Raw genomic sequence first — 14431 nt, forward strand, 5'->3', positions numbered from 1 at the left:
GTGAAGCACGGCGCCGCCGTCCGTCGACGGTGGCGCCACCCGTCCGGCCCGGCCGGACGGACCGCCCCACCCCCGGAGACACCCCGATGCACACCAAGACCCCGGAGAAGGTCGTCCGCGGCCTCGTCGTCTCAGCGCTCCTCGTCGCTGCGGCCCTCGCCACCTCGACGACGGCCCGTGCCACGACGACGGTCTTCGTCGACAAGCGCTCGGTCGTCACCGAGCAGTTCGGTGCACCGCTGAAGTCCGTGACGAACTCGTCGGCGTCGATCGCGCGGCTGGACACCCTCGTCGACGACTGGGTCGCGCACCGCGACCGGTTCACCTACGGCCCGACGGAGAACCTCTTCAAGTACGGCTCCCGCCCGGTGGCCGACTCCACCGGCCGCTTCGAGATCGACTGCTCCTCCTTCGAGCAGGCGGTCCTCGAGGGCATCACGTACGGGACGAGCGTCTACACCCCGTCGGTGTCGAAGAACTACTCCACCTTCGGCTCGACGATGCCGTTCTCCACCCTCACCGAGCCGAACCGGACGGTGAACCGGCGCCTCGTCGCGAGCCAGCTGGCGGAGTGGGCCTACGACCACGGCTACTGGTTCGCCGCCCGGCCGGACTTCACCAACGTCGAGGTCGGCGACGCGCTCTTCTGGCACGCCTACCCCGAGAAGGACGCCAACGGCGACCCCATCTGGAAGCGGGTCAGCCACGTCGGCTTCGTCACCAAGGTGATGTCGGACGGGTACTTCCAGATCGCCGACGCCTCGGACCCCTCCTCGCTCACCGCGTCCGCGCGGGTCACCCGCCGGACCCTGCACGCCACCGACCTGCACCGCCTCCAGGTGTACTCCGCGGCCCGCTTCCCGCTGGACCAGATGTGGACCTGGGGCTCGAGCACCTCCCGCGCCGCGGTGGAGCTGGGCTGGACCTTCGACCCGGCCGCCGGCCGCTGGACCTACCGGACCGGCTCGACCTCGAAGGCGACCGGCTGGAGCACGATCGACGGGAAGAAGTACTACTTCACCTCCGCGGGGTACGCCCTCTTCGGCCAGCAGTCGATCGGCGGCACCACCTACTACATCGACGAGAACCGGGGGTCGGTGAGCGCCGCGACGTGGCAGTCCGTCCTCGCCGAGCGCGACAAGTACTTCGGCGCGGGCTCGGCGGTCTACGACCACTTCACGACCGCCACCCGCGGCTGGCAGCGGATCGACGGCGCCTGGTACTACTTCATCCCCAGCACCGGCTACATGGTGCGCAACGGCTGGCAGTCGGTCTACGAGCCCACCCTGGGGCGGTCGAGCTGGAACTACTGCCGGCGGGACGGACGGTGCATCGACCAGCTCTACGTCGAGAACGGGATGACCTTCATGTCGCTCGCGGGCCCGAAGGACTACGCCCGCGGCTGGTACACCGTCGACGGGTTCACCCGGTACTTCCGTGAGACCCAGACCGCCTCGATGGCCACCGGCTTCCAGAAGATCGACGGCAGCTGGTACTACCTGCGCACGACGTCCGGGACCAAGGCCACGGGCTGGCAGTTCGTCGGCGACCGCTGGCACTACCTGGACCCGAAGACCGGCGTGCTCGTCCTCGACGGCTGGCGCTGGGCCGGCGACTCCTGGGACTACCACCGCTGGAGCAGCACGTACACCTACTACTCCTCGCGCAAGTTCGGACAGGCGCCGGACGGCAAGACCTACTACTCGATCCCGGGCCCGAAGAAGTACTACCGCGGCTACCGCAACATCAACGACAACTGGTACTACTTCGGCACCGACGGCGCGATGGTCAAGGGCTGGTTCTACTCCGACGGCACCTGGCACTACTACCGCAAGACCACCGGCACCTCGGTCATCGGCCGGGCCTCCATCGGCGGCAAGTGGTACACGTTCCAGAGCTACAAGGTGGGCGTCAAGAGCCGTTGACCCCGGCCAGGGCGGCGGCGAACTCCGGGTACACCGCCGTCGTCGCCCAGCCGGTGGCCCACGTCGTGTGGGCCTGCTCGACGAGACGGCCGTACGCGGCCGGCGTGAGCCGCCACACGTCCTCGAGGGCGTCGGCGACGGCCACCGCGTCGGCGTCGACCGGCAGCAGCCGGCCGTCCCGGCCGTCGGTGACGAGCTGCCCGGTCCCGCCCGCCGCGGTGGCGACCGCCGGGACGCCGTGCGCCATCGCCTCCATGACCGACACCGGGACCCCCTCGGAGGTCGAGACGTTGACGAACACCGACACCGGTGCGCTCGCGTAGTGCTCGAGGACCTCGGCGTTGGCGAGGTGTCCCCGCAGGGCGACGGCGTCCGCGGGCAGGGCGCGCCCGGCGGCCTCGCGCAGCCGGTCCAGCGCGGCGCCGTCGCCGCCGAAGTGCGTCCAGCGGACCGGCACGCCCCGCCCGTGCAGCAGGGCCAGGGCGTCCAGGAGCAGGGGCACCTGCTTGACCGGCTTGAGCGAGGAGCAGGAGACGACCTCGAGCCGGGGCCGCAGGGTGCGCGGTCCGCGCCCGAGTGGCGGGGCGACCCCGAGCCGCCGGACCGTCACCCGGTCGGCGAGGTCGGGGACGTCGTCGACGAGGGAGTCGCGCCCCTGGTCGGACACCGGGTGGACCCGGTCCAGGCCCTCCAGGAGGAGTCGGCGCTGCGGGAGGAAGCCGACCGCGTTGACCTCCTTGACGACGTCGTAGCGGTGCGCCCGCGAGACGGCGAGGGCGACCCGCTCGCCGAGGGCGCGGCGCAGCAGCACCGCCTCGAAGGCAGTGACGTAGAGCCAGTACGAGTAGACGACGACGTCGGTGGCGTCCCCGACCGCCTCGAGCACGGCCCGGTGCGAGCGGCGCCAGAACTCCAGCCCCCGGGTCGTGAAGTAGAGGTCGTAGAGGAAGGCCCGGGGGGAGGTCGGCCGGGCGGCGCCCGCCAGGAGGCCGGTGCGCGCGGCCGTCGCCGCGTGGCGGGCCACGTGCCCGGCACGGGCCGGCCGTCCGCTCGGCATGTCGACCGCGACGACGTCCACCCGGGACGGGACCGCCCGGCTGCGCGTCATGCCGGTCTCGTACATCACCGGGACGAGCACGACCCGGCGGAAGCGCTCGAGGAGGAACGGCAGCTCGGCCTCGAGGTACTCCTCGCCGCGGTGGTAGGGGAAGTAGTTCGTGTACAGCACGAGACAGTCCCGGGCGGGCGCGTCCCCCGCGGGCGGGCCGGCGGTCATCGGTTGATGTTCTCGCGACGCAGCACGGCACGGACGGTGCCGAGGAGGATGGTGGCGTCGAGCCGGGCGCTCACGTGGTCGACGTAGAAGAGGTCGTTGGCGAACCGCTGCTCGCGGGTGGCCGAGTTCCGCAGGAGGTACTGGTTGTACCCGGAGATGCCGGGACGGACGTCGAACTTGCGCAGGTAGTGGTCGGGGTAGAGGTGACGGTTCCCGGTGGGGGAGGGCCGGGGTCCGACGAGGGACATGTCGCCGAGGAGGACGTTGAGGAACTGCGGCAGCTCGTCCAGGCTGGTCCGCCGGAGCAGCCCGCCCACCCGGGTGACCCGTGGGTCGGTGTCCGAGCTGAAGGTCGAGCCGTCCGCGTTGCGGATGTCCGGCGCGGCCACCGCCATGGTCCGGAACTTGTACATGTCGAACTCGCGCATCCCGAGCCCCACCCGGCGGGACCGGTAGAGGACCGGGCCGCCGTCCTCGCGCTTGATGGCGATGCCCACCGGCACCGCGACGACGGCGACGACCGGCAGCGCGAGCAGCGACACCGCGACGTCGACGACGCGCTTGCCGGTCCGGGTGTACCTCGAGGGCCCGACGCCCTGCTCAGTCCTCACGGGCGACCTCCATGACCTCGTGGACCTGCCGGCACGCGTCGACCATCCGCCACCGGGGGACGTAGCCGAGCACCTCGCGGGCCCGGGTGCCGTCCAGCGCCGTCGGGCGGACGGTGTCGGTGAGCGCGGTGTCGACCTCCACCGGCGACCCGGTCCCGAAGCCGGCGGCGACGTCCTGCGCGACCTCGTGGTTGCTCCGGCGCTCCCCGCCCGGGACGTTGACCGGCCCGTCGACGCCGGCGCCGACCGCCGCGAGGCACGCCTGTGCGGCGTCCTCGACGTAGAGCATCTCCCGGCGGTTATCCGACGGCGGGGTGACCCGCAGCGGACGGCCCTCCAGGGCCAGGCGGAAGAACCGGTTGACGAGGTAGTCGTTGTCCTCCAGCGGCCCGTAGAGGTGACCCAGCCGCAGGCTCGTCACCCGCAGGCCGCTCTCGGCGGCCACCCGGGCACCGACCTTCTCGGCGGCGAGCTTGGAGAGGCCGTAGGCGTTGGCCGGCACGGCGTCGTCGTCCTCGCGCCAGGGCCGCGTGGTGGCCTCGGAGTACACCGAGATGCTCGAGGCGAGGACCGCCGCGGGCACCCCGGCGGCGACGGCGGCGGTGAGCACGGTGTCGGTGAGGTCGGCGTTGACGGCGAAGTCCGCCAGGGTGCCGGGCCCGCCCCGCACGGCCGCCAGGTGGACGACGACGTCGGTGCCGCGGAGGAGGTCGGTCAGGTGCCCCGCGGAGAGGTCGGTGGCGACGAGGCCCGCCGGGTCGTGTGGGCGGTGCCCGCCGCGCGAGAGCGGGAGCACGTCGTGCCCGGCGCCGCCCAGCGCCCGCACGACGTGCCGGCCGAGCAGGCCGCTCGCCCCCGTGACCGCCACCCGGCTCATGCGGGGGCCACCTCGCGCACCCGGTAGCCGATCTTCTCGTGGCGGCCGTTGACCGGCCGGACGAGGTCCCCGGGACGGTAGTAGGACCGGGTGACGAGGTCGCCGGGGAGGGGCTCGATGACGGGGGCGGCCGAGCCCGGCTCCTGGCAGACGAACTCGAGCTCCACGGGGTGCGGGGCGGGAGCGGGGCCGATGGCCGGGGGCTCGTCGAGGACGAGGTGGCGCAGCGTGACGTCGAGCAGGTCGATACCCGTGGCGAGCCGGATGAGCTGCCACATGTGGCAGCCGTCCAGCCGGGGGGTGACCTCGACGACGTGCGGCACGCCGTCCTCGACCTTCATCTGCGCGTACACCGGGCCCTGCGTGATCCCGATCCGCGCGCACACGGCCGCGAGCAGGTCGGCGACGGCCCGCCCGGTGCCGGGCCCGCCCGCCGACACGGTCGTGGCGGGGACGACGTGCTTGTGGATCAGGCCCGTGTACTGCGGCCACACGACCCGGTCGGAGGCGAGCACGAAGACCAGCGAGCCGTCGACGAGGTAGCCGTTGACCGAGATCTCGGTCCCGCCGACGTAGCGCTCGGCGATGGCGCCACCGGTGCGCGAGTGGGCGCGGGCGGCCTCGACGGCCGCGGCGAACCGGTCCTCGTCGGTGACGAGCGAGACGCCGCGCTGGCCCTGGGCGTCCACCGGCTTGACGATGCAGGGGAGGGGGACCGAGCGCCGCACGGGCTCGCCGGCGCGCAGCTCCTGGAAGGGCAGGGCGGCCGGCGTGCCGGCCAGGGCCCGCCGCATCGCGCCCTTGTCGTTGCACGTCGCGGCCACCTCGCGGGGGGCGAGGGCGGGAACGCCGAGGCGGGCGGCGAGCTCGCCGACGACGGGCATCGCGAGGTCGGACCCGACGGAGTAGACGAGCCCGACGGAGCGCTCGCGCATGAGCCGCTCGAGGGCGTCGACGTCGAGGATGTCGGTCGCCAGGAACTCGTCGGCCGCGGCGGCGGCGGGTCCGTCGGCGGCGCGGGCGCAGACGAGGACGTTCAGGCCGAGCGCCCGGGCGGCGTGCACGGCGTCCTCCTGGACCGCCGCGGCCCCGAGGACGAGGAGCGTGCGCCCGCTCATGCGGCGGGCGCGGGTCCCGCCGCGTGCCGCACGAGCGACGCGGCGACCCGGTCGACGTCGTCGTCGGTGAGCAGGGTGTGCAGCGGCAGGCTGACGACGCGGCCGTAGACGTCCATGGCGTTCGGGACGTCCTGCGGGTCGAAGCCCAGCGTGCGGTAGGCCGACAGCAGGGGGAGGGGCTTGTAGTGGACGTTCGCGGCGATCCCGTCGGTGGCCATGCCCTCGATGACGGCGTTGCGGGCCGCCACGTCGGAGCTCGGCAGGAGCGCGAGGTAGAGGTGCGCGGAGGACCGGAAGTCGGGGCCGGTGTGGACGAGGGAGGTGATGCCCGTGCCGTCCAGCCGTCGGTCGTAGCGGGCGACGACCGCGTGCCGGCGCTCCAGCAGCTCCTCGTAGCGGCGGAACTGGGAGAGGCCGAGCGCGGCGAGGACGTCGGGCAGGTTGCACTTGTGCCCGAGCTCGGCGATGTCGTACTCCCACGAGCCGAGCCGGGTCTTGGCCAGCGCGTCCTTGGTCTGCCCGTGCATGGTCAGCAGGCGGGCCCGGGCGCGCAGGTCGTCGGCGGGGACGCCGTCCGGGGCACGCCACAGCAGGGCCCCGCCCTCGCCCGTCGTGACGTTCTTGACCGCGTGGAAGGAGAAGGCGGTGAGGTCGGCCAGCGACCCGGAGCGGCCGCCGCGCAGCACGGCGCCGAGGGAGTGCGCGGCGTCGGCGACGACGGCGACCCGGCCGAGGGCCTCCTGCACAGGCCCGGCCGGGGTGAAGTCCGGCCGCCCGGCCAGGGCGGCCGCCAGGGCCTCGTGGTCGAACAGCACCCCGCCGAGGTCGACGGTGACGACCGCCTTGGTGCGCGGCGTGACGGCGGCGAGGACGTCCTCCACCCGCGGGGCGAAGCCGCCGGGCGCGGTGTCGACGAGCCGGATGTCGGCCCCGACGTGGGCGATGACGGCGGCCGACGCGGAGTAGGTGTAGGCGGTCGTGACGACCTCGTCGCCCGGGCCGACGCCCAGTAGGCGCAGCGCGGTCTCGAGGGCCGTCGTCGCCGAGCTGACGAGCAGGGCCCCGTCCGCGCCGGTGGCGGCCGCGAGCTCGCCTTCGAACGTGCGCCCGACCGGTCCGCTCGTGATCCACCCGGAGCGCAGCACGTCGACGACGGCCCGGATGTCCTCCTCCCGGATGTCGGGAGGGGAGAAGGGGACGGCACGCGGTGAGGTGCCGGTGGCTCCGTCGCTCCCCGAGGTCACGGGCGGGTCTCCTTGCATCGTGTCGTCGCTCGGGCCGTGGCCCTCGGCGGCCGCTGCCGCCCGGACAACCTACCCTCCGGTCGCGGGTCCGCCGACCGCGCGGGCGCGGGTGCCGTCCCCGGCCTCCGGGGGTCCCGGGGGCGGCTCAGGCGGGGTGGCGGGCGCGGCCCTCCTGCGCGGCGCGGACCATCCAGCCCAGGGCCGGCCCCGGCTCGTCGAGTCCCGGCATCCCGTCCCGCTCGTCCTCGGGCAGGCCGGGGACGAAGACCTGGGAGATGAGGGGGTGGGTCGAGCGGGAGATCTCGTCGCTCGTCATGAAGAGCTCCTCGGTGAGCTTCTCGCCCGGTCGCAGCCCGGTGTAGACGATCTCGATCTCGGGCCGCCCGGAGAGCTGGATCATCGTCCGCGCGACGTCGACGATCTTCACCGGCTGCCCCATGTCGAGGACCATGACCTCCCCGCCGCCGCCGATGGAGCCGGCCTGGAGGACGAGCTGGCAGGCCTCGGGGATGAGCATGAAGTAGCGCTCGACGTCGGGGTGGGTGACCGTGACGGGCCCGCCCTTGCGGATCTGCTCGGTGAAGCCGACGACGACCGACCCGCGCGACCCGAGGACGTTGCCGAACCGGACGCTGACGTACCGCGAGGTCGGCTCGAGCGCGTCGGCGGCGGCCGTGAGCCGCTCGGCGACCCGCTTGGAGTAGCCGAGGACGCACGAGGGGTTCGCGGCCTTGTCCGTGGAGATGTTGACGAAGGTGGTGACGCCGACGGCGCGGGCGGCGTCGATGACGTTCTGGGTGCCGATGACGTTGGTCTTCATGGCCTCGGCCGGGTGCCGCTCCAGCAGGGTGAGGTGCTTGAGGGCGGCGGCGTGGAAGACGATCTCGGGGCGGGTGCGGCGGAAGGCCTCGTGCAGGCCGTCGGCGTCGCGGATGTCGCACAGGACGAGGGACTCCGAGTCCAGGAGGGCGTGCCCCTCGATGGACATCTGCGTCCCGTGCAGGCCGGACTCGTCCCGGTCGAGCATGAACAGCTCGGCGGGGAAGAAGCGCGAGATCTGCCGGCAGAGCTCGGCCCCGATGGAGCCGCCGGCGCCGGTGACGAGGACGCGGCGGCCGGAGAGGTACTCGGAGATGGCGGCCATGTCGAGGTCGACGGGCTTGCGGCCGAGGAGGTCCGCGACGTCGAGGTCGTGCAGGTCGGAGGCGGTCGGCGCCTGCCCGAACAGCTGGCGCACCGGGGGCAGGACGAGGACCGAGAGGTTGGCCTCGGTGGCGATGGAGTTGATGGAGCGGACGGTCTCGGCGTCCGCGCTGGGGATGGCGATGATGACGGTGTTCGCCTCGTAGCGCTTCGCGAGCTGCGCGATGTCCGCGACCCGCCCGCGCACCCGGGTCCCGGCGATCCGCAGGCGCTGCTTGGACGGGTCGTCGTCGACGAGGGCCACGGCGTGCAGCCCGCTCGCCGGGTCGCGGGCCAGGCTCTCGACGAGGACCCGGCCGCCGGACCCCGCGCCGACGACGAGGGCCCGCCGGACGTCCCCCTCGAGGCGCTGCCGGCGCGTCTTGCGCGAGCGGAGCACGAACCGGACGGCGAACATCGAGATGAGCGCGACGAGGGTCGCGGTCACCGGCACGCTGCGGGGCAGCGGGACCAGCTGGGTGAACAGCCCGACGGCGCCGAGGACGACCCCGACGCCCAGGGTGGTGCGGGCGAGCTCGCCGGTCTCCTCGAAGGAGCCGAGCTCGTGGTTGATGCCGTAGGGCCCGAAGACCCACCCGCCGACCAGCTGCAGGCCGCCGGCCACGGCGGCGGCCGTGGCGAGGCTCTGGAGGACGTGGTCGGGGAGGACGAAGTCGAGGCGCAGGACCGTCGCCAGCGCGAGGGCGAGGACCCAGATGAGCGCGTCGAGGAGGCTCCAGCGGATCCGGGAGAGCACCGCACGCACCCTCGGTGTCATCGCCGTCCTCCGTCCGTCGTGGCCGTGGCCCGCCGCTCGGGCCGGGCCTCGGACCCCCGGTGGGGCCCGGCGCACGCCGAGGCGAGGGTACCGGAAGTCCGTTGCGGCCCGGGGGACCCCGCGGCCGGGTGGTTCTCAGGCGGTCGTCTCCTCGAGGGCCGAGCGGACCTCCGCCAGCACCTCCGGGCGGGCCAGGACCAGGTCGGGCAGCCACGGGTCCGGGCGGTTGTATACCAGCGGCGAGCCGTCGAGCCGGGTGGGGGCCAGACCGTGCCCGAGGGCGACGGCCACCGGCGCCGCGGAGTCCCACTCGTACTGCCCGCCGCCGTGGACGTAGGCGTCCACCGTGCCGTCGAGCACGGCCATCGCCTTGACCCCGGCCGAGCCCATCGGCACGAGCTCGGCGCCGAGCAGCGCGGCCAGGGCGACGACGAAGTCGGGCGGTCGGCTGCGGCTCACGGCCAGGCGCACCGGACCGTCCTCGTCCGGCCGGGGCGGCAGCGGCACCGGCCGGTCCATCCGGTGGACGACGTCGCGGGCGGGCAGTGCGACGGCGCCGGCGGCGAGGGCGCCGTCCTCCCACAGGGCGACGTGGACGGCCCAGTCGTCGCGCGGGCGCTCGCTGAACTCGCGCGTGCCGTCGAGGGGGTCGACGATCCACACCCGCCGGGCGTCGAGGCGGCGGTGGTCGTCGGCGCCCTCCTCGCTGAGCACGGCGTCCTCGGGCCGCAGCCGGGCGAGCAGGTCGAGGATGTGGACGTGGGCGGCGCGGTCGCCGGCGTCCTTGAGGTCGCGCCCGTCGAGGTCGGGTCGGTCCGCGCGCAGGGCGAGCAGGACGCGGCCGGCCTCCTGCGCGACGGCGGCGGCCACCTCGTGGTCGTCGGCGTCGGGACGGCTCACCGGGGGGTCCTCTCGTCGGGGACGGCGGGCGCGGTGGGGCCGGACGGTCCCGGCGCGCGGTCACGTCCGTCGTGGTCATGGTCGTGGTCGTGGTCGTCGTCCGGCTCGTCGTCGGTGTCGTCCCGGCCGAAGGCGGGGAGCCCGTGCGCCCGCCGCAGCAGCGCCCAGGCCAGCGGTCCGAGCACGAGCAGCCCGGCGCCCACCGCCCCGACGACCATCGGCGGGACGCCGAGCAGGGTGATGCCGGTGAGGGTGAGGACGATGACGATGCCCCGCCGGATCGCCGACCCCGGCACCCAGGCCGCGAGCCGCGACCCGAGGAACGTCCCGGGCGTGCCGCCGACGACGAGGGGGACGAGCACGGCCCAGTCGACGCCCGAGGTGATGACGTGCCCGACGGCGGCGGCCAGGACGAGCGGGACGGCCTGCACGAGGTCGGTGCCGACGAGCCGGCGGGCGGCGAGCCCGGGGTGCAGCAGGAGGAGGGCGACCATGATGATCGAGCCCGACCCGACGCTGGTCAGCCCGACGAGGAGTCCCCCGACGGCCCCGACGACGACGGTCGGCACCGTCCGGCCCCGGGTGGCCTCGCCGCTGCCGCGGCCCCAGCCGAGGAACGAGGAGCCGTAGACGCGCATCGTGTAGGTCGAGGCGGCGAGGAGCAGCGCGACGCCGATGAGCACCTTGAGCAGGGCCTCCTGCTGCTCCGGGCTGCCGAGCAGCCGGATGAGGAAGGCGCCGGCGAAGGCGAACGGCACCGACCCGATCACGAGCAGCCTGGCCAGCCGCCAGTCGGGTGACCCCGTGCGGGCGTGCACGGCGGCGCCGACCGACTTGTTGACCGCGGCGGCCACGAGGTCGTTGGCCACGGCGGCGCTCGGCGGGATGCCGAGGAAGACCAGCGCCGGCGTCATGAGCGCGCCGCCGCCCATGCCGGTGAGGCCGACGACGATCCCGACGAGGAAGCTGACGACGAGGACGGCGAGCGCGGCGCTCGAGAGCAGCTCAGCGGGCATCCGGGGCCTCGCCGGCGGGCGCGAGCAGCGCGAGGACCTCGTCCGCGCACCGCTCGACGTCGCGGCCGGTCGTGTCGATCCGCAGGTCGGGGTGCTCGGGCACGTCGTAGGGCGCGGAGATGCCGGTGAAGTCGGGGATCTCGCCGCGGCGCGCGCGGGCGTAGAGGCCCTTGCGGTCGCGGCGCTCGCACTCCGCGAGCGGGGTCGCGACGTGGACGAGGACGAAGCGGGCGCCCCGGGCGGCGGCCATGGCGGCGACGTCGCGGCGGACGGCGTCCTCGGGGGCGATGGGGCTGCAGACGGCGATGCCGCCGTGGTGGGCGACCTCGGCGGCGACCCAGCCGATGCGGCGGACGTTGGTGCGGCGGTCCGCGGCCGAGAACCCCAGCCCGGCGGTGAGGTGCCGCCGGACGACGTCGCCGTCGAGCAGCGTCACCGGGGTGCCCGCCTCGACGAGGCGGGTGGCGACGCTGCGGGCGATCGTCGACTTGCCCGAGCCGGACAGCCCGGTGAGCAGGAGGACGACGCCCGTCGTCGGGGCGGTCGACGCCGTCGCCGGGGCCGGTGCCGGGGCGAGGCCGGGGTCGAGACCGAGGGTGGTGAGCAGCCGCGCACGGCGGCCGGCGTCGTCGGGCACGGGGACGACGAGGACGCGCGCACCGGCGGGGTCCGCGGCGGCGGTCGCCGCGCGGACGGCGTCGGTGCCGGCGGTCGCGCCGTCGAGCGACGTCGAGGCCAGGACGAGGAGGACGGTGCCGGACGGGACGTCGGCGGGCACGTCGGCGGCGGACCCCACGAGGACGACGTGCGTGTCGCCGAGGTCCTCCGGGCCGGCGAGGTGCCGGTCCTGGAACGGCCGCGGCGGCGGCTCGGCGAGCCAGCGGGGGGTGCCGGTCACGCCGTCCTCGCCGTGCGGCTCCAGGTCCTCGAGCCGGACGACGGGGGCGCCCTCGGGGTCGACGACGACGAGGGCGCCGGCCGCCAGGGCCGCCTCGCGCACGTCGTCGGGCAGCCGCAGCGGGCGCGGGGCGGCGCCCTCGCCGTACAGCCCGCGGCGCAGGACGTCGAGGTCGTCGAGGTCCTCGCGGGGCGGGCTGACGCTCGGGGCCGGGTCGGTCACGTCGGATAGTGTGCCCTGGCCGTACCGGCCACGACCCGGGCGCCCGTCCGTCGGGCGATCAGCGAACGTTATGTTTATCCGAACATCCGGTGATGAGAGGTGGCCCGTGCCGACCCACAGCGACTACCGGCTCTCGCAGCTCGACGAGCTCGAGGCCGAGTCCATCCACATCTTCCGCGAGGTCGTCGCGGAGTTCGAGAAGCCCGTCCTGATGTTCAGCGGCGGCAAGGACTCCATCGTCATGCTGCGCCTCGCGGAGAAGGCGTTCTACCCGGCCCGCATCCCCTTCCCCGTGCTCCAGGTCGACACCGGCTACGACTTCCCCGAGGTCCTCGCCTGCCGCGACAGCTGGGTCGACCGGCTGGGCGTGCGGCTCGTCGTCGCCTCGGTCGAGCAGGCCATCGCCGACGGTGTCGTCGTCGACGACGGGCGCACGAGCCGCAACCGGCTGCAGATCGGCACCCTGCTCGCGGCCATCGAGGAGGGCGGGTTCACCGCGGCGTTCGGCGGCGGCCGGCGTGACGAGGAGAAGGCCCGCGCCAAGGAGCGCGTCTACAGCCACCGCGACGAGTTCGGCCAGTGGGACCCCAAGAACCAGCGCCCCGAGCTGTGGTCGCTCTACAACGGGCGGCTCCACGAGGGCGAGCACATGCGGATCTTCCCGCTGTCCAACTGGACCGAGCTCGACATCTGGCACTACATCGCTCGCGAGGACGTCGAGATCCCCTCGATCTACTTCAGCCACCGGCGCCGGGTGTTCGAGCGCGACGGCATGCTGCTCACCGAGAGCGGGTTCAACCCGCTGCGCGAGGGCGAGACCGCCGCCGAGCGCACCGTCCGCTTCCGCACCGTCGGCGACCTCACCCTCACCGGGTGCGTCGAGAGCACGGCGGGCACGTTCCAGGAGATCGTCGACGAGATCTCCGTCGCCCGGCTCACCGAGCGCGGCGCCACCCGTGGCGATGACCGCTTCTCGGAGGCCGCGATGGAGGACCGCAAGAAGGAGGGGTACTTCTGATGGACCTGCTGCGTTTCGCCACCGCCGGCTCGGTCGACGACGGCAAGTCCACGTTGATCGGCCGCCTGCTGCTGGACTCCAAGGCCATCTTCGAGGACCAGCTGGAGGCCGTCGAGGCCACCTCGCGGACCAAGGGCTACGACTACACCGACCTCGCGCTACTCACGGACGGCCTGCGCTCCGAGCGGGAGCAGGGCATCACCATCGACGTCGCGTACCGCTACTTCGCGACCCCGCGGCGGAAGTTCATCATCGCCGACACCCCGGGGCACGTGCAGTACACCCGCAACATGGTCACCGGCGCCTCGACCGCCGACCTCGGGCTCGTGCTCGTCGACGCCCGGCAGGGCCTCACCGAGCAGTCTCGCCGGCACGCCGTCATCCTGTCGCTGCTGCGGGTCCCGCACCTGGTCCTGGCCGTCAACAAGATGGACCTCGTCGACTACGACGAGGGCGTCTTCGAGGCCATCCGGTCCGAGTTCGCCGCCTTCACCCAGCGCCTCAACGTGCCCGACCTCGCCGTCATCCCGATCTCGGCGCTCCAGGGCGACAACGTCGTGACCCGCTCGGAGCACATGCCCTGGTACGAGGGCTCGTCGCTGCTGCACCACCTCGAGAACGTCCACATCGCCTCCGACCGCGACCTGCGCGACGTCCGCTTCCCGGTGCAGTACGTGGTGCGGCCCAAGTCCGACGAGCACCACGACTACCGCGGGTACGCCGGCCAGGTGGCCAGCGGCGTCATGCGCCCCGGCGACGAGGTCATGGTCCTCCCGAGCGGGCTGACCTCGCGCATCGCGGGCATCGACCTGTACGACCGGGAGGTCGAGGCCGCGTTCCCGCCGATGTCGGTCGTCGTCCGGCTCGAGGACGACCTCGACGTCTCGCGCGGCGACATGATCTGCCGGGTGCGCAACGCCCCGCAGCAGAGCCAGGACGTCGACGCCATGGTCTGCTGGATGACCCGCGAGCCCCTGCGGCCGCGGCAGAAGCTGGCCATCAAGCACACGACCCGCTCGGCCCGGGCGATGGTCAAGGACGTGCAGTACCGGCTGGACATCAACACCCTGCACCGCGACGGCGACACCCAGGAGCTCGGTCTCAACGAGATCGGCCGGGTCCGGCTGCGCACCACCCAGCAGCTGCTCACCGACCCCTACGAGCACAACCGGGTCACCGGCTCGTTCATCCTCATCGACGAGGCCACCGGCAGCACGGTGGGCGCCGGCATCGTCAACTGACGGCGGCGCTGCTCGGGCCGACGAGAAGTCACGACGCGCTGCTCGGGCGGACGAGGAGCCACGACGCGCTGTACCTCCCGCCCGCGGTACGGCGCGTCGCGACCCCTCGTCGCACGAGCAGCCAC

At 73.8% G+C, this 14431-nt stretch carries 12 protein-coding genes; 3 read left to right on the forward strand and 9 right to left on the reverse strand.

The window, feature by feature from the left end:
- Positions 1-86 precede the first annotated feature (86 nt).
- Complete coding sequence (locus tag EPD83_RS01285) at positions 87-1925, forward strand: N-acetylmuramoyl-L-alanine amidase family protein (RefSeq protein ID WP_128365132.1); 1839 nt, start codon at positions 87-89, stop codon at positions 1923-1925.
- Here EPD83_RS01285 and EPD83_RS01290 read toward each other — a convergent pair.
- The 9 genes from EPD83_RS01290 to cysC all read right to left on the reverse strand — a co-directional run bounded on the left by EPD83_RS01290 (position 1912) and on the right by cysC (position 12047).
- Entirely contained in the window at positions 1912-3201 is a 1290-nt protein-coding gene (locus EPD83_RS01290; protein ID WP_128365130.1) for a glycosyltransferase, read from the reverse strand. The two genes, EPD83_RS01285 and EPD83_RS01290, sit on opposite strands and share 14 nt — an antisense overlap.
- Positions 3198-3812 carry a sugar transferase gene (locus EPD83_RS01295; protein ID WP_128365128.1) on the reverse strand — a complete coding sequence of 205 codons (615 nt, stop codon included), beginning with the start codon at positions 3810-3812 and terminating at the stop codon, positions 3198-3200. The genes EPD83_RS01290 and EPD83_RS01295 overlap by 4 nt, the downstream gene beginning before the upstream one ends.
- Positions 3802-4689, reverse strand: a complete 888-nt coding sequence (locus tag EPD83_RS01300) for an NAD-dependent epimerase/dehydratase family protein (protein WP_128365126.1) — start codon at positions 4687-4689, stop codon at positions 3802-3804. Before EPD83_RS01300 ends, EPD83_RS01295 begins: the two co-directional genes overlap by 11 nt.
- Entirely contained in the window at positions 4686-5807 is a 1122-nt protein-coding gene (locus EPD83_RS01305; protein WP_128365125.1) for an ATP-grasp domain-containing protein, read from the reverse strand. Before EPD83_RS01305 ends, EPD83_RS01300 begins: the two co-directional genes overlap by 4 nt.
- A complete protein-coding gene (locus EPD83_RS01310; RefSeq protein WP_205859367.1) occupies positions 5804-7051 on the reverse strand; it encodes a DegT/DnrJ/EryC1/StrS family aminotransferase in 1248 nt (415 codons plus the stop codon). The genes EPD83_RS01305 and EPD83_RS01310 overlap by 4 nt, the downstream gene beginning before the upstream one ends.
- A 145-nt stretch (positions 7052-7196) precedes the next feature.
- The gene (locus EPD83_RS01315; RefSeq protein ID WP_235950279.1) at positions 7197-8990 is read right to left on the reverse strand and encodes a polysaccharide biosynthesis protein; all 1794 of its coding nucleotides are present in this window, start codon (positions 8988-8990) and stop codon (positions 7197-7199) included.
- Between the two features lie 156 nt (positions 8991-9146).
- Complete coding sequence (locus EPD83_RS01320) at positions 9147-9911, reverse strand: 3'(2'),5'-bisphosphate nucleotidase CysQ (protein WP_128365119.1); 765 nt, start codon at positions 9909-9911, stop codon at positions 9147-9149.
- Positions 9908-10927 (reverse strand): sulfite exporter TauE/SafE family protein, encoded by a 1020-nt coding sequence (locus EPD83_RS01325; RefSeq protein ID WP_128365117.1) that lies wholly within the window; start codon positions 10925-10927, stop codon positions 9908-9910. The genes EPD83_RS01320 and EPD83_RS01325 overlap by 4 nt, the downstream gene beginning before the upstream one ends.
- Complete coding sequence (cysC, locus tag EPD83_RS20310) at positions 10917-12047, reverse strand: adenylyl-sulfate kinase (protein ID WP_205859368.1); 1131 nt, start codon at positions 12045-12047, stop codon at positions 10917-10919. Before cysC ends, EPD83_RS01325 begins: the two co-directional genes overlap by 11 nt.
- A 70-nt stretch (positions 12048-12117) precedes the next feature.
- Here cysC and cysD point away from each other — a divergent pair, with 70 nt between their 5' ends.
- Together cysD and EPD83_RS01340 are read left to right on the forward strand one after the other, a co-directional pair.
- A complete protein-coding gene (gene cysD, locus EPD83_RS01335; RefSeq protein ID WP_128365116.1) occupies positions 12118-13065 on the forward strand; it encodes a sulfate adenylyltransferase subunit CysD in 948 nt (315 codons plus the stop codon).
- On the forward strand, positions 13065-14306 hold the full coding sequence (locus EPD83_RS01340; protein ID WP_128365114.1) for a sulfate adenylyltransferase subunit 1: 1242 nt from the start codon (positions 13065-13067) through the stop codon (positions 14304-14306). The genes cysD and EPD83_RS01340 overlap by 1 nt, the downstream gene beginning before the upstream one ends.
- The last annotated feature ends 125 nt before the right edge of the window (positions 14307-14431 follow it).

Source organism: Phycicoccus flavus (genome assembly GCF_004025965.2).
Taxonomy (GTDB): Bacteria; Actinomycetota; Actinomycetes; order Actinomycetales; family Dermatophilaceae; genus Phycicoccus; species Phycicoccus flavus.